The organism is Citrobacter werkmanii (assembly GCF_008693645.1).
In the GTDB taxonomy this organism is placed as follows: Bacteria; Pseudomonadota; Gammaproteobacteria; order Enterobacterales; family Enterobacteriaceae; genus Citrobacter; species Citrobacter werkmanii.
The window spans coordinates 3,245,910-3,267,812 of the sequence record NZ_CP044101.1 but is presented as its reverse complement, the minus strand read 5'-3'; the positions used below and the strand labels follow the sequence as shown (position 1 = coordinate 3,267,812).

Below are 21,903 nucleotides of genomic sequence, written 5' to 3'. Positions count from 1 at the left end.
ATGATTCTCGAACGCGTTGAGATTGTTGGATTTCGTGGTATTAACCGCCTGTCGTTGATGCTTGAGCAGAGTAACGTGCTGATTGGGGAGAACGCGTGGGGGAAGTCCAGTCTGCTGGATGCCTTAACCTTGCTGCTGTCGCCGGAATCTGATTTGTACCACTTTGACCGCGATGATTTTTGGTTCCCGCCGGGGGATATACAGGGCCGGGAACATCATTTGCACATTATCCTGACGTTTCGTGAATCTCAGCCGGGTCGTCATCGGGTTCGTCGCTACCGTCCTCTGGAAGCCTGCTGGACGCCGTGCCACGATAGCTATCACCGTATATTCTATCGTCTGGAGGGCGAGTGCGCGGATGATGGGACCGTCCTGACGCTACGTAGTTTTCTTGATAGTGATGGTCATCCGCTAAATCTCGACGACATTAACGATCTGGCGCGGCATCTCGTGCGTCTGATGCCTGTGTTGCGTCTGCGCGACGCGCGTTTTATGCGGCGCATTCGTAACGGTACGGTGCCGGATTCGGCGGATGTTGAAGTGACCGCTCGCCAGCTGGATTTTCTGGCGCGTGAACTGGCTACCCGACCACAAAACCTGACCGATGGGCAGATTCGTCAGGGGCTGTCGGCTATGGTGCAGCTATTAGAGCACTATTTTTCTGAGCAGGGTTCTGGTCAGTCCCGCTATCGCCTGATGCGCCGCCGCTCCAATAACGAGCAACGTAGCTGGCGCTATCTGGATATCATTAACCGCATGATTGATAAACCTGGCGGACGAACGCATCGCGTTATCCTGTTGGGACTGTTCTCGACGCTGTTGCAGGCCAAAGGCACGTTAAGGCTGGATAAAGATGCCCGGCCTTTATTGCTGATAGAAGACCCGGAAACGCGTTTACATCCCATCATGTTGTCGGTTGCCTGGCACCTGCTGAATCTACTTCCTCTCCAGCGGGTGGCGACCACCAACTCCGGTGAGTTGCTGTCTCTCACGCCGGTGGAACATGTTGTCCGTCTGGTGCGTGAGTCATCCCGCGTCGCCGCCTGGCGACTGGGGCCGGGTGGGATCAGCGCGGAGGACGGTCGGCGTATTGCTTTCCATATTCGTTTCAATCGCGCATCTTCACTGTTTGCCCGCTGCTGGCTGCTGGTGGAAGGCGAAACGGAAACTTGGGTCATTAACGAGCTGGCCCGCCAGTGCGGACACCACTTTGATGCGGAAGGCATTAAAGTCATCGAATTTGCTCAGTCAGGCCTTAAACCACTGGTTAAGTTTGCCCGCCGGATGGGAATTGAATGGCACGTGCTGGTCGATGGCGATGAAGCGGGGAAAAAGTATGCCGCCACGGTGCGCGGTTTATTGAATAACGACAGAGAGGAGGAGCGCGATCATTTAACCATGCTCCCCGCGCTGGATATGGAACACTTTATGTATCGTCAGGGGTTCGCCGATGTCTTTCATCGCGTCGCGCAGATTCCGGAAAACGTGCCAATGAATATGCGCAAAATTATCTCCAAGGCGATTCATCGTTCGTCAAAACCGGATCTGGCGATCGAGGTGGCGATGGAAGCAGGGCGGCGTGGTGTAGACGCCGTTCCCACTTTGTTGCGGAAAATGTTTTCCCGCGTGCTGTGGCTGGCACGCGGCAGAGCGGATTAGTGGCGAAACATCGACGACAGCTGCGCGTGGATGCTGTCCAGTAGCTGATAGCGACGGCGGTATTCTGCGCGTTTTTTACTGGCAATTTCCGCTTCGCTTTTTCGTGCCAGCGCACGCGGAATATGATAGTACCCGCGGCTGTCGCACTCGCCGCCAAGCGACGACCAAAATGCGTTGTAGTCGGAAAGAATCACTTTGTTTTTATCGTTGTAACGCGGACTGCGAAAGATATGCTGCTCGTTACTGACAGCCATTACCTTTTCGATATTCAATTGTTCCGCTAAACGACAAATGGCTTCCATAACAAGGCGTTTGGGGAATATTCCGTGGCAGGATTTGGTCGCTTTTTGTGTTGCTTCGTGCGGAAGTTGTGAATTGCCCTGCATGCCGCCGATAAATAATGTGCTTTTCCCATTATATTCGCAGAACGTAAATGTCATTTTAGTCAGCTCGTCACCATCGCCATTTCGTACCAGAATGGTACTTTCACCTTCTTTATCCAGTACCGGAAACATCATCATGGTCACGGTAAATATCTCGTTATCTTTGCCTGCAATTTGCGCCAACTGTAAGCCGTCATGACTTAATAAAGCGTTAAATTCACCAGGTAAAAATGCATGGCGGATAACATGATAATGAAAACGCACCGCATCTAATCGCATTCTGGGATCGAAGTTGGCGGCAAGGTAAGGACGATGCAGACGAACGGGCAGTCGGGGTTGACGGGCGAGCAGGTCTTCAAGCTCCGGCCACTGCGCCAGTTCAGTCATCCATTCCTGGGTAAGGCGAGGTATCAGCAATGAACGCCAGATAAACTTACGCCGAAAGCTCCGTTTATCCCAACACTGTGCAGGCCGTAATTGACCGCGGCTCAGGCTGTAAAAAAGACTCAGGCTGGTGATGGGTTTGCTGGAAAGAAAAGCGCTTTCAGTTAGTTGACTCATAATATAAATCCGATTGATACCCTGGCATTAATTTCAGCACAGCGGATCTTAACCATTCATCAATAACTCTGTTATTCTTGCGCTTTTCAACGGCTATTTATTTAACGTTGACGTTTAACACTCCACTCTGATGGACGTATTGGGGGAATTGGGACATTTATGAAGCTCAAGGGAAAAATCAAAAAACGCTATTTTATCTTCGCCATCATCCTTATTGTGGCGATAATTGCACTATGGCGAACGCTTAATGCGCCTTTACCTCAGTATCAAACGTTAATTGTTCGTCCAGGCGATCTCCAGCAAAGCGTACTGGCAACCGGGAAACTGGATGCGCTGCGTAAAGTTGACGTCGGGGCGCAGGTCAGTGGGCAGTTAAAAACGCTGTCGGTCGCGATTGGCGATAAAGTAAAAAAAGATCAACTGCTTGGCGTTATCGATCCTGAACAGGCGCAAAACCAGATCAAAGAGGTTGAAGCGACGCTGATGGAATTACGCGCCCAGCGTTTACAGGCTGAAGCCGAGTGGAAGCTGGCGCGGGTGACGCTTTCCCGTCAGCAACAGTTGGCGAAAACCCAGGCGGTTTCACAACAGGATCTCGATACCGCGGCTACCGAGATGGCGGTCAAACAGGCGCAAATCGGCACCATTGATGCGCAGATTAAGCGTAATCAAGCCTCTCTTGATACAGCAAAGACCAACCTTGATTACACCCGCATTGTGGCGCCGATGGCGGGTGAGGTTACGCAAATAACCACCCTGCAAGGACAAACCGTTATTGCCGCCCAGCAGGCGCCTAACATTCTGACGCTAGCAGACATGAGTACCATGCTGGTGAAAGCGCAGGTTTCCGAGGCGGATGTTATTCACCTGCATCCCGGACAAAAAGCCTGGTTCACCGTCCTGGGCGATCCACAGACGCGCTACGAAGGTACGCTGAAAGATGTCCTGCCGACGCCGGAAAAAGTGAATGATGCGATTTTCTACTATGCCCGCTTTGAAGTGCCTAATCCGAAAGGGATCCTGCGTCTGGATATGACCGCACAGGTTCATATTCAGCTCACGGATGTCAAAAATGTCCTGACCATCCCGCTGTCGGCGCTGGGCGATCCTATTGGCAATAATCGCTATAACGTCAGGCTGCTGCGTAACGGCGAAACCCGCGAGCGTGAGGTGGTGATCGGCGCGCGCAATGACACCGATGTGGAGATTGTGAAGGGGCTGGAAGAGGGAGATGAAGTCATTACCGGCGAGGGCAATCCAGGAGCGGCGAAATGACGGCATTGCTTGAGCTGAGCAATATCCGCCGTAGTTACCCGTCAGGCGAAGGGCAGGTCGAGGTGTTAAAGGACGTTTCCTTGAGCATTCAGGCCGGTGAAATGGTAGCGATTGTCGGCGCGTCTGGTTCGGGTAAATCGACGCTGATGAACATTCTCGGCTGTCTTGATAAACCGACCAGCGGCACGTATCGGGTGGCCGGGCGCGATGTCTCCACCCTCGATAGCGATGCGTTAGCGCAGCTGCGACGCGAGCATTTCGGTTTTATCTTCCAGCGTTATCATTTGCTGTCGCATTTGAGCGCCGCGCAAAACGTTGAGGTGCCTGCGGTCTATGCCGGGACTGAACGTAAGCAACGTCTGGCTCGTGCGCAGAAATTACTCCAGCGGCTGGGGCTGGGCGACAGGGTTGACTATCAGCCTTCCCAGCTTTCCGGTGGTCAGCAGCAGCGGGTCAGTATTGCGCGTGCGCTGATGAACGGTGGGCAGGTGATTCTTGCCGACGAACCCACCGGCGCGTTGGATAGCCATTCTGGCGAAGAGGTGATGGCGATTTTGCATCAACTTCGCGATCGCGGACATACGGTAATTATCGTTACGCACGACAGCCAGGTCGCCGAGCAGGCCGAGCGCGTCATTGAAATTCGCGACGGAGAGATCGTACGTAATCCGCCGCCGCACAAATCTTCTGGCGGACGCGAAATCTCCGAGTCGACAGTGAAAACAGTATCCGGCTGGAGTCAGTTTATCAGCGGTTTTCGCGAAGCGCTCACCATGGCCTGGCTGGCAATGGCTGCGAATAAGATGCGTACGCTGCTGACCATGCTAGGGATTATCATCGGTATTGCTTCGGTGGTTTCAATTGTGGTGGTGGGGGATGCGGCAAAACAGCTGGTGCTGGCAGACATTCGCGCTATCGGTACCAATACCATTGATATCTATCCAGGCAAAGATTTCGGCGATGACGATCCGCAGTATCAACAGGCGCTGAAATATGACGATTTAACCGCGCTGCAGAAACAGCCCTGGGTAAGTTCGGTGACGCCTGCGGTGTCGAAGAACCTGCGGTTACGCTACGGTAATATTGACGTGGCAGCCAGTGCGAACGGCGTTAGCGGCGACTATTTCAATGTCTATGGCATGACGTTTAGCGAAGGCACCACCTTTAACGCTGAGCAACTGGCTGGCCGGGCGCAGGTGGTGGTGCTTGACAGTAATACCCGACGTCAGTTGTTCCCCAATAAAGCGAAGGTGGTGGGCGAAGTCATTTTGGTGGGAAATATGCCTGCTACGGTGATTGGCGTTGCAGAGGAGAAACAGTCGATGTTCGGCAGTAGTAAGATCCTGCGGGTCTGGCTGCCTTACAGCACCATGTCCGGGCGAATCATGGGGCAATCGTGGCTGAACTCAATCACCGTGCGAGTGAAGGACGGTTTTGATAGCGCTCAGGCTGAGCAGCAACTTACCCGTCTGTTGTCGTTACGCCATGGGAAGAAAGATTTCTTTACCTGGAATATGGACGGCGTCTTGAAAACCGCCGAAAAGACCACACGTACATTACAACTCTTCCTGACGCTGGTGGCGGTCATTTCGCTGGTGGTAGGTGGAATCGGCGTGATGAATATTATGCTGGTTTCGGTAACCGAACGAACGCGCGAGATTGGCATTCGTATGGCGGTTGGCGCGCGCGCCAGTGATGTGCTGCAACAGTTCCTCATTGAAGCGGTGCTGGTATGTCTGGTTGGCGGCGCGTTGGGCATCACGTTGTCGATGCTGATCGCCTTTACGCTACAGTTATTCCTGCCCGGCTGGGAAATTGGCTTCTCACCCGTTGCGCTGCTCACGGCATTCCTGTGCTCAACCGCTACCGGAATTTTGTTTGGCTGGTTACCGGCGCGTAATGCGGCGCGGCTTGATCCGGTAGATGCGTTAGCGCGGGAATAATGTTACAGAGATAAAAATGCCAGCCGCAAGGGCTGGCATTTTGACTGCGGGATGTACACAATGAAACAGAAGGGTTAAGCGACGGCTTCTGCTTCAATGACAGGCACGATGACACTGGCATGATTGCCTTTTGGCCCCTGGTGGACATCAAACTGGACAGACTGTCCGGCTTTTAGCGTTCTGTAACCATCCATCTGAATGGTGGAGTAATGGGCGAAAATGTCTTCGCCGCCGCCTTCGGGGCAGATGAAACCAAACCCTTTGGCGTTGTTGAACCACTTAACAGTACCCGTTTCCATACTTCGACATCCTTCGTAGATCTTATATAAGTAAGATGGAATGAACCGGTTGCGGAGTGGGGGCTGTTCAAAACCTCGCCAACTCTCGAAACTACAATTTAGAGAAATCAGGCGGGGCGTCAAGCGTCAGACGGATGGAATAGGGTAAAAATGCATCAAAATTTGAAGCAGTTAACGCTATTGTCGGTTCTGTGACAGATGTCGCGGATGACACTAATAGATGATAGTTATCTAATACTTGAGGTAGATTGATTGTGTGCATAGGCTGCTTGTCAGCGGCAACATTTTCTGCCGGAAACCGTAACTGAAGATGACGACTGACAATGAGTAAGACGAACGACTGGCTGGATTTCGATCTGCTGGCGGAAGACAAATTGCGCGACGCGCTAAAACCGCCATCTATGTATAAAGTGATATTAATCAATGATGATTACACTCCGATGGAGTTTGTTATTGACGTGTTACAAAAATTCTTTTCTTATGATGTAGAACGTGCAACGCAACTGATGCTTGCAGTTCACTATCAAGGTAAAGCTATCTGCGGCGTATTCACTGCCGAAGTGGCTGAAACCAAAGTCGCGATGGTGAACAAATATGCAAGGGAGAACGAGCATCCGTTGCTGTGTACGCTGGAAAAAGCCTGAATGCAGGCATAAATATTGGGGGAGGTGCCTATGCTCAATCAAGAACTGGAACTCAGTTTAAACATGGCTTTCGCCAGAGCGCGCGAGCACCGACATGAGTTTATGACCGTCGAGCACTTGTTACTGGCGTTGCTCAGTAACCCATCGGCCCGCGAAGCGCTGGAAGCGTGTTCTGTGGATCTGGTGGCGCTCCGTCAGGAACTCGAAGCCTTCATTGAACAAACCACACCCGTATTGCCTGCCAGTGAAGAAGAGCGCGACACGCAGCCAACGTTGAGTTTTCAGCGTGTACTGCAACGCGCGGTCTTTCATGTTCAGTCCTCCGGGCGTAATGAAGTTACCGGCGCAAATGTTCTGGTAGCTATCTTTAGCGAGCAGGAATCTCAGGCGGCCTATCTGCTGCGTAAGCATGAAGTGAGTCGTCTGGACGTGGTGAATTTTATTTCTCATGGCACGCGCAAAGACGAACCAAGTCAGTCTTCTGACTCTGGGAATCAGCCAAATAACGAAGAGCAAGCTGGCGGGGAGGACCGTATGGAGAACTTCACGACTAACCTTAACCAGCTTGCCCGTGTGGGTGGAATTGATCCGCTCATTGGCCGGGAAAAAGAGCTGGAGCGCGCCATTCAGGTACTCTGCCGCCGTAGAAAAAACAACCCGCTGTTGGTGGGTGAATCTGGCGTCGGTAAAACCGCGATTGCCGAAGGCCTTGCCTGGCGTATTGTCCAGGGCGACGTGCCGGAAGTTATGGCGGACTGCACCCTTTACTCTCTGGATATCGGGTCGCTGCTGGCGGGCACCAAATACCGCGGCGATTTTGAAAAACGCTTTAAGGCGCTGCTGAAACAGCTGGAACAGGATACCAACAGCATCCTGTTTATTGATGAGATCCACACCATTATCGGCGCGGGTGCGGCATCGGGTGGCCAGGTGGATGCGGCGAACTTAATCAAGCCTCTGCTCTCCAGCGGTAAAATCCGTGTGATAGGCTCCACGACCTATCAGGAATTCAGCAATATTTTTGAGAAGGACCGGGCGTTAGCGCGCCGTTTCCAGAAAATTGATATCACTGAGCCGTCGGTAGAAGAGACCGTGCAGATTATCAACGGTCTGAAACCGAAATACGAAGCGCATCATGACGTTCGCTACACCGCGAAAGCAGTGCGTGCCGCGGTCGAACTGGCGGTGAAATACATCAACGATCGTCATCTGCCGGATAAAGCCATTGATGTGATCGATGAAGCGGGGGCGCGTGCGCGTCTGTTACCGGTCAGCAAACGCAAGAAAACCGTTAACGTTGCCGATATTGAGTCCGTGGTGGCCCGCATCGCGCGTATCCCGGAGAAGAGCGTGTCGCAGAGCGATCGTGATACGCTGAAAAATCTGGGTAACCGTCTGAAAATGCTGGTATTCGGACAAGATAAAGCCATTGAGGCGCTGACTGAAGCGATCAAAATGAGCCGTGCCGGTCTCGGCCATGAGCATAAACCTGTCGGTTCATTCCTGTTTGCCGGACCGACTGGCGTTGGTAAGACCGAAGTCACGGTGCAGCTGTCCAAAGCGCTCGGCATTGAGCTGCTGCGTTTTGATATGTCCGAGTATATGGAACGTCACACCGTCAGTCGTCTGATTGGCGCGCCTCCGGGATATGTCGGTTATGACCAGGGCGGTTTGCTGACCGACGCGGTCATTAAGCACCCGCATGCGGTCCTGCTGTTGGATGAAATCGAAAAAGCGCACCCGGATGTCTTTAACCTGCTGCTGCAGGTAATGGATAACGGTACGCTGACCGACAATAATGGCCGTAAGGCGGACTTCCGTAACGTGGTGCTGGTCATGACCACCAACGCCGGGGTACGTGAGACTGAGCGTAAATCGATTGGGCTTATTCATCAGGACAACAGCACTGATGCGATGGGCGAAATCAAAAAAGTGTTTACGCCGGAGTTCCGTAACCGTCTCGACAATATTATCTGGTTCGACCATCTCTCTACCGAGGTGATTCATCAGGTTGTTGATAAGTTTATTGTCGAGTTGCAGGTACAGCTGGATCAGAAAGGCGTCTCACTGGAAGTAAGCCAGGAAGCACGTAACTGGCTGGCTGAGAAAGGCTATGACCGCGCGATGGGCGCACGTCCAATGACGCGTGTTGTTCAGGACAACCTGAAAAAACCATTGGCCAACGAACTGCTGTTTGGTTCGCTGGTGGATGGTGGTCAGGTAACCGTTGAGTTGGATAAAGAGAAAAATGAGCTGACCTATGGTTTCCAGAGTGCGCAAAAGCACAAGCCAGAAGCCGCACATTAAGTTCTAATCACTAATGAGCCGGGCGTAATGCCCGGTTTTTTTTCGCCTGAATGTTGTGATTTGAATTGGGGGTACCCGGAGTATTTAACCGGCAGGCAAAAAATAAGCCTGCGTAAGGGAGATTACGCAGGCTAAGGAGGTGGTTCCTGGTACAGCTAGCATTTATGGGTTATGTTTTTCAGCGGGTGGGATAATACCCTTAATGAACGAAACGGTATGTGATCGATTTCTAAGAATCTTCCGATCGCTGAAAAATAACCGTAATTAACTACTTAGCATGCGGGTTACGTGTGGACTCACCGGCAAAATTACGCATTAACAAGGCATAATTCAGATCGATATCCTCAGGTACCGGCATCCACACGGTGTAACCATCGCCCGGAGCAACCGGCATGGCTTCGCCTTTCGCGTTTTCCATCTGCTCAAGGGTAAAGTTGATATTGCCCTGTGGGGTCATCAACTCCAGGCTGTCGCCGACGGTAAATTTGTTTTTCACCAGTACGGCTGCCAGTTCGCCTTTACGTTCGCCGGTAAATTCGCCAACAAACTGCTGACGCTCTGACACAGAGAAGCCGTATTCGTAGTTCTGATAGTCGTCATGCGTATGGCGGCGCAGGAATCCTTCGGTGTAACCGCGATGCGCCAGACCTTCCAGCGTTTCCAGCAGTTGCGGGTCGAATGGTTTGCCGGCAGCGGCATCATCAATGGCTTTGCGATAAACCTGCGCGGTACGTGCACAGTAATAGTATGACTTGGTACGGCCTTCGATTTTCAGCGAATGCACGCCCATCTGCGTCAGACGCTCAACGTGGGCAATAGCACGCAAATCTTTCGAGTTCATGATGTAAGTGCCGTGTTCGTCTTCGAAAGCGGTCATGTACTCACCAGGTCGCTGGGCTTCTTCAATCATAAAGACTTTATCTGTCGGCGCGCCAATACCCAATGTGGGTTCGACGTTTTGTACCGGGATCGGCTCGTACTTATGGACGATATTGCCCACCACGTCTTCTTTCCCTTCCTGCACGTTGTATTCCCAGCGGCAGGCATTGGTACAGGTGCCCTGGTTCGGGTCGCGCTTGTTGATGTAACCAGAGAGCAGGCAGCGCCCGGAATAGGCCATGCACAATGCGCCGTGAACGAAGATCTCAAGCTCCATATCGGGCACCTGGGTACGGATCTCTTCAATTTCTTCCAGCGACAGTTCACGAGAGAGGATCACGCGGGTCAGCCCCATCTGCTTCCAGAATTTGACCGTCGCCCAGTTAACGGCATTAGCTTGCACCGACAGGTGAATATCCATGTCAGGGAAGTTCTCGCGCACCAGCATAATCAGACCCGGGTCCGACATGATCAGCGCATCCGGACCCATTTCCACCACCGGTTTCAGATCACGAATGAAGGTCTTCAGCTTGGCATTGTGCGGGGCGATATTAACCACCACATAGAATTTTTTACCCAGTTCATGGGCTTCATTAATGCCGAGCTGCAGGTTTTCGTGGTTGAATTCGTTGTTGCGTACGCGCAGTGAATAACGCGGTTGGCCCGCATAGACAGCATCTGCGCCATAGGCGAAAGCGTAACGCATATTTTTCAGCGTTCCCGCCGGGGAAAGGAGTTCCGGTTTAAACATAATTATCTCGTTCTGATGACAGGTCAGACTCGCCTCACTTAATGAGGCGGTTAGGGGAGTGCCCCCATATTAAGGGCGGGCATTGTAGCGCTGAGGGGCGGGCAGGTAAAGTCATTGTGCTGGTGGTCGCTTCGCCTTACCCGATATCATTTGGACTATCGCTGATTACGCAATTCGGCACGCATCGGCTTCCCAGCGATACCCTACGCCATACACCGCGCGGATAAATGACTGCTCCGCATCCAGCGATTCCAGCTTGCGTCGCAGGTTCTTAATATGGCTGTCGATGGTGCGGTCGGTAACGACGCGGTAATCGTCATACAGATGGTTGAGCAACTGCTCGCGGGAGAACACTTTTCCCGGCTCATGTGACAGCGTTTTGAGTAAGCGGAATTCCGCGGGCGTTAAGTCGAGCATTTTCCCCCGCCACGACGCCTGAAAACGACTTTCGTCGACAATTAGCGGGCTGTCTGCATCCATTTGTTGCAGTTCGCGCTGAGGTTTACAACGACGCAGGATCGTCTTCACGCGAGCGACGACTTCGCGCGGGCTGTAGGGTTTACAAATATAATCATCCGCACCAATCTCCAGTCCCAGCAGGCGATCAATCTCTTCGATTTTTGCGGTTACCATCATGATGGGAACTTCAGAGAAACGGCGAATTTCCCGACACAGGGTCAGGCCATCGGTGCCGGGCAGCATCAGATCCAATAAGATCAGATCGGGCGGCGTTTGACGTACGTAAGGCAGAACCAGATCGCCATGGCTGATGAGCGTAGGCGCGTAGCTTGCCGCCCGCAGATAGTCGATAAGCAGTTGTCCCAGCTTGGGTTCGTCTTCCACGATCAGAATACGCGGCGTGTTTTCATCAATGGGTAACTCTGTCATACATCTCTCTGTAAATCGCGTTCGAGCGGTAGCTCTACTGTAATGCTAACCCCGCCAAAAGGCGAATGGGCGGCGCGGATCAGACCATTATGCGCCTGGACGATATTGACGCAAATCGCCAGCCCCAGGCCGGAACCTCCGCTGGCGCGGTTACGCGAGCCTTCGGTGCGATAAAACCGTTCAAACAGCTTCTGCAACTGCTCTTCACTCACGCCGGGAGCGGAATCCGCGAAGGTTAATAACACCATTCGTTCACGTTGTTCGGCGCTGATATGCAGCCCGCCGCCGCTGTCGGTATAGCGCAGGCTGTTTTCCAGCAGATTGTTGAATAATTGCATCAGACGATCTCTGTCGCCAAATACCGTCATGCTGTCCGGGAGAGAAAGTTGTATCGTCAATCCACGACTGGCAAAGCGTTCACGAAATGCACCGCTTGCCACTTCCAGCAGGGGAATAAGATCCAGCGATGTTTTCTGATAGGCCAGCGCGCCTTCATCGGACATGGAGAGCTGATGAAGATCGTCCACCAGTTTGGTGAGCGTTGCGACTTCTGCCTGTAAAGAGGTAATGGAGTCAGGAGTAAACTGGCGTACGCCATCCTGAATGGCTTCCAGCTCGCCGCGTAGCACCGCCAACGGCGTACGCAGTTCGTGAGAAATATCGGCCATAAAGTCACGCCGCATCTGCTGGTTTTTTTCCAGCGTACTGGCAAGCTGGTTGAAGTCTTGCGCCAGTTTGCCCAGCTCATCGGTACTGGTCGGCGCAACGCGGGTGGTGAAATCGCCTGCCGCCAGTTTATGCGTGCCTTCCACCAGTCGCTTGACCGGGGCCAACAGGCTGCGCGCCAGCGTAAACGTTGCCAGCGCCGCCAGAATTGTGGAGAGTGCGACGATAAGCCAACTGGAGCGTCTTTGCTGCATGTCGAAATTGATATCCGTATTTCGCGTTAAGCGCTCTACGGGAGAGGCAATCACGGCACCCACTTCGCTACCGTTGACGCGGATAGGATGGCGCATACCGTCGTGAGGGACCGGAGCGCGCGGGCCGACCAACACGCGAGCGTTTTGATCAACAACCCAAAATTGGGTACGCCAGCCGTGCGGCGGCATGCCGGGACCAGGTTTATCATCGTCGTTGTCGTGTTCAAATGAGCGCAGGATCTGAAAAACAAAACGATCGTTATTGCGTAAGAACCGCCAGTTGCCATGCTGCTCATACTGCTCGCTTAACGCGTCGCTGAGCATTTGCAGACGCTGCTCGTTACCGTGTTTGATATAGTCAATAAAACCCCGTTCGAAGCTAATGCGTACGGCCCAGTGCATACTGATCAGCAACACGATGCAGGTGGCGAAAATCGCCAGAAACAGTTTGCCGGTAATACCGGGCCGCCAGAACTTCATCAGGTGCTCCTTCTGCGCCGTGAAATCACCGCGTTAGTTTGCGTGTCGTTCGGCACGCGGGCAAAAATAATGGCGGGCAGCGCAATAATGAATGCAATGCACAGCCAGGTATACATAAAGACGGTATGCGTACTGCCGCTGTCGATAGCGATATGCTGCTGGCCAAACATACCTAGCAACAGGCCAGCGATAGTCACCCCGATACTCATCGACAATTGCATGATCATCGACAGCAGGCTGTTGCCGCTGCTGGCGAGATCGTCTGGCAGGTCTTTAAGCGTAAGGGTATTCATGGACGAAAAACGCGTTGAGTTGACCATTCCCTGTAAGAACAGCACCAAGGGCAGGGCGTAATACCAGCCGAGCAGCGCGGTGGTCATCAGCAACAGGCTGACCAGCGACAGGCCAAGCGTTGTGGCGATCAGTACGCGACGGTAGCCAAAGCGGTTAACGACCTGTACCACAATGCGCTTCATGCTCATACTGCCGAGCACCATCGGGACCATCATCAGCCCGGCATGAAAAGGTGAAAAACCGAGGCCAATCTGTAAAAACACCGGCGTCATAAACGGCAGCATACCGCTGCCGATGCGTCCGGCAAAACTGCCGAGCAGACCTAACGAGAAGGTTGGTGTGTGAAACAGATTCAAACTAAACAGCGCGCGTGGATTACGATGGGCGTGTTTCAGATACAGCGCAATAGCCAACACCCCGCAGATAACCAGCGCTGCCAGCGTAATACCGGAGATGCCGGTTCCTTTACTGCCATCGAGCGCCACCGTTAGCACCGCCATGCCGACCGCCAGCATCGCGAATCCCGAAAGATCAAAGCGTCGCGTTTGCATCGTATAGTTGGGCATCAGCATTAACGTTGCTATCGCGCCGACAATACCAACCGGAATGTTCAGCAAAAATATCCAGTGCCAGGAGGCATACTCGACCAGAACGCCGCCTAACGCCGGACCCAACAATGGGCCAATCTGACCGGGTAACGTGACAAACGTCATCGCCGCCATATATTGCTCACGCGGGACGATTTTCATCACCGTTAGCCTGCCAACCGGCACCATCATCGCGCCGCCAACGCCTTGTAAGACGCGCGCCATCACCAGCTCGTTGAGCGTGCCGGACCACGCGCAAAACAGCGAGCCAAGCGTAAACAGGATGATGGCGGTGAAGAAGATATTGCGCACGCCAACTTTATCGGCCAGCCATCCGCTGGCAGGCAGCATTACGGCAACGGTTAATACATACGACACAATGACCATATGCATATGTAACGGGCTTTCTCCGAGGCTGGCGGCCATCGAAGGAAGCGCGGTATTAACGATGGTGGTATCCAGCGACTGCATAAAAAAGCCAAATGCCACAATCCAAAGTTGCCAGCGGATGCTGTCGGGAAGTTCTGTCATAACTCGGCTACCGGTTTGCTATTTTTACGCGAAAAACGCAGACGCAGACGGTCGAAAAAGAGATACACCACGGGCGTGGTGTACAGCGTCAGGAGTTGACTCACTACCAGCCCGCCGACGATGGTGATCCCTAATGGCTGGCGCAGTTCGGAGCCATCACCTGCGGATAACACCAGCGGCAGCGCGCCAAACAGCGCAGCCAGCGTGGTCATCATTATTGGGCGAAAGCGTAACAGGCAGGCCTGGAAAATGGCTTCCTCCGGTTGCAACTTACCGTTTCTCTGCGCTTCCAACGCAAAATCGACCATCATGATGGCGTTTTTCTTCACAATACCAATTAATAGCATGATCCCTATCAGGGCGATTAGGCTGAACGGGGCATTGAATAGCTCCAGTGCCAGTAACGCCCCGACGCCCGCTGAAGGCAGTGTGGAAAGAATAGTCAGAGGGTGAACATAACTTTCATACAGCATGCCCAACACAATGTAGACCGTTGCGATGGCCGCGATAATCAGGATCACCTGCGAGTTCATGGTGTCCTGAAAGACCTGCGCGGTACCGGCAAAACTACCGCGAACCGTTGAGGGCACGCCAAGCTGGGTCATCGTCCTGTTGATGGCCTCTGTCGCTTCAGAAAGTGAAGAGCCCGTCGGCAGGTTAAACGACACCGTTGACGCGGCGGACAAGCCCTGATGATTCACCGACAGCGGGGCATTCGCCGGTTGCCATTTGGCAAAATACGATAATGGGATCGCCTTACCGTCATTGTTGATGACGAACATTTTGTCCAGCGCGCTAATATCCTGGGTATAGCGCCGATCGACCTCCATCACCACTTTGTACTGGTTCATGGGCTGATAAATTGTCGAAATCTGCCGTTGTCCGAAAGCGTTATTCAATAGGCTGTTGGCGGCGGCAACATCGATTCCCAGACGGGACATGGTGTCGCGATCGTAAATCAGATTCATCTCCGCGCCATTGTCCTGCTGATCGGAGTTGACGTCCGCCAGTTGGGGCAGGGCGGCTAACGCCTTACGAATTTTAGGTTCCCATTCACGCAGCGCCGCCAGGTCGTCGGACAGCAATGTGTACTGATAGCTGGCGTTGGCCTGGCGTCCGCCGACGCGAATATCCTGCACTGCCATCAGAAACAGATTCGCGCCCGGCTCTTTTGCCAGCGCGACGCGCAGGCGGTCGATCACCTGTTGCGCGCTTTCACGGCGTTCATCGCGTGGCTTGAGGGTAATAAACATCATCCCGCTATTGACCCGGGAACCGCCGGTGAAGCCAGTGACATTATTCACCGCCGGATCGTCGCGGATGATCTGCATAAAGTCCTGCAGTTTGCCGCGCATCGCCTGGAAAGAGATGCTTTGGTCAGCCTGGATCCCACCCATCAATACGCCTGTATCCTGCTCAGGGAAGAAGGTTTTCGGGATGGAAATGTAGAGCCAAATGTTCAGCGCAATGGTACCGAGTAATACCACGCCCACCAGCCGCGTATGGCGCAGTACCCATTTAAGCGATGTGCCGTAACTCTGTTGCAGCGCTACCAACACGCGACCAAATCCCCGCTTACGCGTCTGCGCGCGCGGGGCGCTGGATTTAAGCATCCAGCCGCACATCATTGGCGTTAATGTCAGCGACACCAGCAGGGAAATGCCGATGGCAACCGACAGCGTGACGGCAAATTCGCGTAACAGCCGCCCCGGCAGGCCGCCCATCAGCAGCAGCGGCAGAAACACTGCCACCAGTGACAGGCTCATGGAGAGCACCGTAAAACCGACTTCGCGCGTGCCTTGTAACGCTGCCTGAAGTGGTTTCATTCCGGCTTCCAGATGGCGGGCAATATTTTCCAGTACCACGATGGCGTCATCGACGACAAAACCCGTGGCAATGGTTAGCGCCATTAACGACAGGTTGTTCAGGCTGAATCCGCACAAATACATGGCGGCAAATGTGCCGATTAGCGAGACCGGAACCGCGACGGCGGGGATAAGTGTTGCGCGTCCGGAACGCAGAAAGACAAAGACCACCAGGATGACCAGCGCCACGGAGATAATCAGCGTCTGTTCAACTTCCTCCAGCGAGGCGCGAATGGTCGGAGAGCGGTCCTGGGCAATTTGCAGGTCGATGGCGGCCGGGACCAGGGCTTGTAACTCCGGTAGTTTGGCCCGGATGCTGTCTACTGTCTGAATGATATTGGCTTCCGGCAGTTTGCGGATCATCAGCAGGATGGCCGGTTTGGCATTGGTCATCCCCGCATTGCGCACGTCCTGCACCGAGTCGCTCACCGACGCAACGTCACCTAACCTCACCGCAGCGCCGTTATTGTAGTGGATGATAATGGGTTGGTATTCGGCTGCCGTTTTCAGCTCATCGTTGGTTTGTACCTGCCAACGATGTGTTTCACTCTCGATAGCTCCCTGCGGCTTACGCACATTGGCGTTATCAATTGCGCTACGCACGTCGTCGAGTGAGACGCCCTGGTTAAACAACGCTTGCGGGTTGAGTCCTACACGCACGGCGGGCAGAGAACTGCCTCCCACATCCACGTCACCGACGCCGTCGATTTGCGCGATGGTTTGCGCCAGTTGGGTCGAGGCGAAATCGTACAACTCACCCTGAGAATACGTATCAGAAGTGAGCGTCAGGATCATTATCGGCGCGTCGGAAGGGTTGGCTTTGCGGTACGTTGGGCGACTGGGCATTCCGCTTGGTAGCAGGCTTTGTGCGGCGTTAATCGCGGCCTGAACGTCTCGCGCAGCGCCGTTGATGTCACGGTCGAAATTAAATTCGAGAATAATGCGTGTGCTGCCAAGCGAACTGCTTGAGGTCATTTCATTCACGCCCGCGATGCGGCCCAGAGAGCGCTCCAGCGGGGTGGCGACGGAGGAGGCCATCGTTTCAGGAGATGCGCCGGGTAATGAGGCGCTAACCATAATCACCGGGAAATCCACCTGCGGCAGCGGGGCCACCGGCAGCAGACGAAAGCCCAGTATGCCGCACAGAGTGATGGCCACAGAAATGAGAATAGTCGCCACCGGACGATGAATGAAAAGCGCGAAAAATTTCATTTACGCTTCCTCTTCCTGACGTGGGAAACGGCTTTTCACATACAGCGACAAACGATCAAACAGCAGATAAATCACCGGGGTGGTGAACAGCGTTAATACCTGGCTTAACAGCAGACCACCGACCATACCAATCCCTAATGGACGGCGTAATTCAGCACCCACACCGGTACTTAACATCAGGGGCAACGCGCCCAGCAGCGCCGCCAGCGTGGTCATCAGGATCGGGCGAAAACGCAGCAAGCAGGCCTGGAAAATAGCTTCACGCGGCGCCATACCCTGTTCGCGCTCTGCGGCCAGGGCAAAGTCGATCATCATGATGGCGTTTTTCTTGACGATACCGATGAGCAAAATAATGCCGATAATCGCAATGACGTCCAGTTCGCTGCCGGCAATCATTAACGCCAGCAGTGCGCCAACGCCTGCCGTGGGCAGCGTGGAGAGAATGGTAATCGGGTGAATAAAGCTTTCATACAGCACGCCGAGTACGATATACATCGCGACAACCGCTGCCACAATTAGCCAGATAGTGTTGCCCAACGCGGCCTGGAAGGCCAACGTACTGCCCTGGAACTGGGTGGTAATGTTTGCTGGCAGGTTAAGCGTTTTTTCGGCATCGAGAATCGCCTGTACCGCATCGCCCAATGAATAGTCGTCTGGCACATTGAACGAGATGGTTGTCACCGGGAACTGATCGAGATGGTTAATCGACAGTGGTGCAAAACGCTGTTCAATGCTGGCGATAGCGCTGAGCGGCACCACGCCGCCGTCGCTACTGGTCAGACGAACAGTGTCCATGGCCGCAAGCCCTGGCGTCGTGTTGGTGTCATGTTCTAACACGACGCGATACTGGTTTGCCTGCGTATAGATGGTTGAAATCAGGCGCTGGCCGAAGGCGTTGTACAGGGCGTTATCGACATCCGCCATGCTGATGCCTAAACGGCTGGCGCTGTCGCGATTGACGTTCACATAGGCTACCAGCCCTTTGTCCTGCCAGTCACTGCTGACATCAGACACCTGCGGAAGCTGTTGTAGCTTTTCCAACAGTTGGGGAACCCAGGTGCTGAGCGCATCCAGGGAGGTTGCTTGCAGCGTGAATTGATATTGCGTCCGGCTGACCTGAGTATCAATCGTCAGGTCCTGCGTAGGCTGAAGATAGAGGTCGACGCCGGGAACGTTGTTTACTGCCTCTTGTAACCGCGCGATCACTTTCTGCACGCGATCGTCACGTTCATCCAGTGGCTTAAGGTTGATTTGCATACGTGCGCTGTTTAATGCCGGATTGGTGCCGTCCACGCCAACAAAAGTGGTCAGGCTCTCAACCGCCGGATCTTGCAGGATGACATCTGAAACCTGACGCTGACGCTGGGCCATGCTGGCAAACGAACTGGACTGCGGCGCCTGCAGCGTGCCCTGAATGATGCCGTTATCCTGTATCGGGAAGAATCCTTTTGGAATAAAGATCCACAGCATGACGCTCAGCGCCAGCGTGCCAAGCGCCACGCTGAGCGTCAGCCACGGATGGTTGAGCACCTTTGCCAGCCAGTGGCCGTACCCGGCGATGACGCGATCAAACATCCGTTCCGAAGCGCGAGAGAAGCGGTTCTGTTTACGTAACGATGCCTGGCTGAGCATGCGGGCGCACATCATCGGCGTAAGGGTGAGCGACACCACCGCAGAAATCAGGATCGCCACGGCCAGCGTTACGGCAAACTCGCGGAACAATCGCCCGACAATATCGCCCATAAACAACAGTGGGATCAGCACGGCGATCAGCGAAAATGTCAGAGAGATGATGGTAAAACCAATCTCGCCCGCACCTTTCAGGGCGGCGGTCAGCGGTTTTTCGCCTTTTTCGATATAACGTGAAATGTTCTCAATCACCACGATGGCGTCATCCACCACAAAACCGGTGGCGATGGTTAGCGCCATTAAGGTCAGGTTATTGATAGAGAAATCAAGAAATACCATTACCGCAAAGGTGCCGATTAGCGACAGCGGAACGGCGACCGCGGGTATAATCGTCGCCGGGATATTGCGCAGAAACAGGTAGATAATCATAACAACCAGCGCAATCGCCAGCATCAGCTCAAACTGGGTATCAGCTACGGATGCACGAATATTGGTTGTACGATCCGAAAGCACGCTGACTTTTACTGATTTAGGCAGGCTTTCAGTGAGCTGCGGCAGCATTTGGCGGATGCTGTCAGCAGTGGAAATGATGTTTGCCCCAGGCTGGCGCTGAACATTCATCACAATGGCTTGTTGCTTATTGGCCCATGCGCCCAGCCAGCTATTTTCTGCCCCTTGCTCCACGGTCGCGACATCGCCCAGACGTACCGGCGCACCGTTTTTATAGGCAATAATCAGCTGACGATATTCATCTGCAGACTGCATCTGGTCGTTAGCTGAGAGAGTGACGGCGCGCGTTGGGCCATCAAGACTGCCTTTGGCCGAATTGACGTTAGCGCCGGTAATTGCCGTACGAATGGTTTCGCTGGTCAGACCGAGCGCGGCAATGGCCTGCGCATTAAGCTTGACGCGGACGGCCGGACGTTGCCCACCGGAAAGCGTTACCAGACCCACGCCGGAAACCTGAGAGATTTTCTGTGCGACGCGGGTTTCGACCATATCTTCCACCTGCGTCATCGGCATGGCGCTGGAGGTGACAGCCAGCGTCATGATTGGTGGATCCGCCGGGTTTACCTTGCTGTAAACCGGCGGGTTGGGCAGATCGCCCGGTAATAAATTGGTCGCGGCGTTAATTGCGGCCTGTACTTCCTGCTCGGCGACATCCAGCGGGAGCGTCAGTTGAAACTGCAATGTCACGACCGAGGCGCCGCCGGAACTTTGCGATGACATCTGTTTTAAGCCGGACATCTGTCCAAACTGACGTTCAAGCGGCGCGGTCACTGCCGAGGTCATGACGTCCGGGCTGGCGCCGGGGTAGAGCGTTACGACCTGAATCGTGGGGTAATCCACTTCCGGTAAGGCGGCGATCGGCAAGAAACGATAACCGATAATACCGGCCAACAAAATGGCGACCATCAGCAGCGTGGTGGCGACGGGGCGCAGAATAAACAGGCGCGATGGGCCGCCTGAGTTGCCTGGTGATAACACCTGCATCAGGAGTTAGCTCCTTTTTTGCCGTAGCCGCGCGGCGCAGTTTTCTCGTCTGTCACTGAGGCGTCTTGCCCCTCCACGACTTCAACTTTTGCCCCTTCCGTCAGGCGGTCAATACCGTCGGTCACCACGCGATCTCCTGCGGACAGCCCGGCGGTAATCACCACTTTCTGGCTATCCTGGATACCCGGTTTCACCAGGTGTTTACTCACCTTATTGTCGCTGTTCAGCACCCAGACAAAGTGACCTTCATTACCCATTTGCAGGGCGGCCGTGGGGATGACTACGGCATTTTGTTCCGTGTCGACCAGCATGCGGGCGTTAACGAACTGGTTCGGGAATAAGGCATCATCCTGATTGTTAAACCGGGCCTTAACTTTGATGGTTCCGGTGCTCGTGTCGATCTGATTGTCGAGACTCAGCAGGACGCCTTCGCTCAGTTTTTGCGAATTAGTACGGTCCCAGGCTTCGACTTTCAGCGGGTTTCCCGATTTTTGCGCCCGTAACACGGTGGCGATGTCGTTTTCAGGTAAGGTAAATATCAGGTCGATAGGATGGGTTTGTGTAATGACGACGATACCGGTGGTATCGCCGCTGGAAATCTGGTTGCCAACATCCACCTGCTTCAAACCGACCCGACCATCGACAGGGGCAGTTATACGGCTCCAGTCGAGCTGCAATTGGGCGCTGGCGACGCTGGCTTCATCCGCTTTGATTGTCCCTAACGTCTCATTTACCAGCGCCTGTTGGGCATCCAGCTCCTGGCGGGAGACCAGATTGGTTTTTACCAACTGCTGATAACGCGCAAGGTCGCGACGGGCATTCGCCAGCGTGGCTTTATCTTTTGCCAGTTGCCCCTGCGCCTGAGCCAGAGCAACTTTAAACTGGCTGGGGTCTATCTCTGCCAGCAGGTCGCCAGCTTTTACCTGTTGCCCTTCCTCGAAGTGTAACGCGATGAGCTGGCCATCTACCCGGCTTCGCACCGTAGCGGTATTGGCGGCAGTAATGGTGCCTAGCCCCGTCAGATAACGTGGAACGGCTTCCTCGGTGGCGGTGGCAGCCTGAACGGGAGCCAACGGCCCGGAACGCATACCACGACGCCCAGCCCCTGGCGAGTGCTGTGCTGGTTTAGTCGCGCCTGGTGCGGTTCCCTGGGGTTCACTGCGGCTTTGCCAGAACCAGAATGCGGCGATGGCGGCCACGACGATCACAATTGCTATCACCTGGCGGGATTTGTTACTGCCTTTCATTGTTATGAGTTTCTCATCCTGAAACGATTCGCGGAATGATACTAGTTTAGCCAGC

General features: G+C 54.0%; 14 protein-coding genes. 5 read left to right on the top strand and 9 right to left on the bottom strand.

Features of this window, described 5'->3' with window-relative positions:
- Positions 1–1,659 (top strand): ATP-dependent endonuclease, encoded by a 1,659-nt coding sequence (locus tag FOB24_RS16485; RefSeq protein WP_038641848.1) that lies wholly within the window; start codon positions 1–3, stop codon positions 1,657–1,659.
- Here the strand turns inward: FOB24_RS16485 and FOB24_RS16480 are convergent.
- Complete coding sequence (locus FOB24_RS16480) at positions 1,656–2,603, bottom strand: VirK/YbjX family protein (RefSeq protein ID WP_150345191.1); 948 nt, start codon at positions 2,601–2,603, stop codon at positions 1,656–1,658. The genes FOB24_RS16485 and FOB24_RS16480 overlap by 4 nt on opposite strands.
- A gap of 159 nt (positions 2,604–2,762) precedes the next feature.
- Between FOB24_RS16480 and macA the strand changes: the two genes are divergently transcribed.
- Positions 2,763–3,878 (top strand): macrolide transporter subunit MacA, encoded by a 1,116-nt coding sequence (gene macA / locus FOB24_RS16475; protein WP_038641845.1) that lies wholly within the window; start codon positions 2,763–2,765, stop codon positions 3,876–3,878.
- A complete protein-coding gene (macB, locus tag FOB24_RS16470) occupies positions 3,875–5,821 on the top strand; it encodes a macrolide ABC transporter ATP-binding protein/permease MacB (RefSeq protein ID WP_150345190.1) in 1,947 nt (648 codons plus the stop codon). The genes macA and macB overlap by 4 nt, the downstream gene beginning before the upstream one ends.
- Before the next feature lie 74 nt (positions 5,822–5,895).
- Here macB and cspD read toward each other — a convergent pair whose 3' ends face one another.
- Positions 5,896–6,120 carry a cold shock-like protein CspD gene (cspD, locus tag FOB24_RS16465; RefSeq protein WP_003036813.1) on the bottom strand — a complete coding sequence of 75 codons (225 nt, stop codon included), beginning with the start codon at positions 6,118–6,120 and terminating at the stop codon, positions 5,896–5,898.
- 323 nt (positions 6,121–6,443) lie between these two features.
- Here cspD and clpS point away from each other — a divergent pair, with 323 nt between their 5' ends.
- A complete protein-coding gene (clpS, locus tag FOB24_RS16460) occupies positions 6,444–6,764 on the top strand; it encodes an ATP-dependent Clp protease adapter ClpS (protein ID WP_006683877.1) in 321 nt (106 codons plus the stop codon).
- A gap of 30 nt (positions 6,765–6,794) precedes the next feature.
- On the top strand, positions 6,795–9,071 hold the full coding sequence (gene clpA / locus FOB24_RS16455; RefSeq protein ID WP_038641840.1) for an ATP-dependent Clp protease ATP-binding subunit ClpA: 2,277 nt from the start codon (positions 6,795–6,797) through the stop codon (positions 9,069–9,071).
- Between the two features lie 268 nt (positions 9,072–9,339).
- Here the strand turns inward: clpA and trhP are convergent, their stop codons facing one another.
- The 7 genes from trhP to FOB24_RS16420 all read right to left on the bottom strand — a co-directional run bounded on the left by trhP (position 9,340) and on the right by FOB24_RS16420 (position 21,848).
- On the bottom strand, positions 9,340–10,701 hold the full coding sequence (trhP, locus tag FOB24_RS16450; RefSeq protein ID WP_150345189.1) for a prephenate-dependent tRNA uridine(34) hydroxylase TrhP: 1,362 nt from the start codon (positions 10,699–10,701) through the stop codon (positions 9,340–9,342).
- Positions 10,702–10,866: 165 nt separating this feature from the next.
- Positions 10,867–11,589, bottom strand: coding sequence for an envelope stress response regulator BaeR (gene baeR, locus FOB24_RS16445; protein WP_038641831.1), 723 nt, complete (start codon positions 11,587–11,589; stop codon positions 10,867–10,869).
- Positions 11,586–12,989 carry an envelope stress sensor histidine kinase BaeS gene (baeS, locus tag FOB24_RS16440; RefSeq protein ID WP_085047912.1) on the bottom strand — a complete coding sequence of 468 codons (1,404 nt, stop codon included), beginning with the start codon at positions 12,987–12,989 and terminating at the stop codon, positions 11,586–11,588. Before baeS ends, baeR begins: the two co-directional genes overlap by 4 nt.
- Positions 12,989–14,401: an MFS transporter gene (gene mdtD, locus FOB24_RS16435; RefSeq protein ID WP_150345188.1), complete on the bottom strand. Its 1,413-nt coding sequence runs from the start codon at positions 14,399–14,401 to the stop codon at positions 12,989–12,991. Before mdtD ends, baeS begins: the two co-directional genes overlap by 1 nt.
- A complete protein-coding gene (gene mdtC, locus FOB24_RS16430; protein ID WP_038641823.1) occupies positions 14,398–17,478 on the bottom strand; it encodes a multidrug efflux RND transporter permease subunit MdtC in 3,081 nt (1,026 codons plus the stop codon). Before mdtC ends, mdtD begins: the two co-directional genes overlap by 4 nt.
- Positions 17,479–20,601 carry an MdtB/MuxB family multidrug efflux RND transporter permease subunit gene (locus tag FOB24_RS16425; RefSeq protein WP_150345187.1) on the bottom strand — a complete coding sequence of 1,041 codons (3,123 nt, stop codon included), beginning with the start codon at positions 20,599–20,601 and terminating at the stop codon, positions 17,479–17,481.
- Positions 20,601–21,848, bottom strand: coding sequence for an MdtA/MuxA family multidrug efflux RND transporter periplasmic adaptor subunit (locus FOB24_RS16420; RefSeq protein WP_150345186.1), 1,248 nt, complete (start codon positions 21,846–21,848; stop codon positions 20,601–20,603). The genes FOB24_RS16425 and FOB24_RS16420 overlap by 1 nt, the downstream gene beginning before the upstream one ends.
- Positions 21,849–21,903 lie beyond the last annotated feature (55 nt).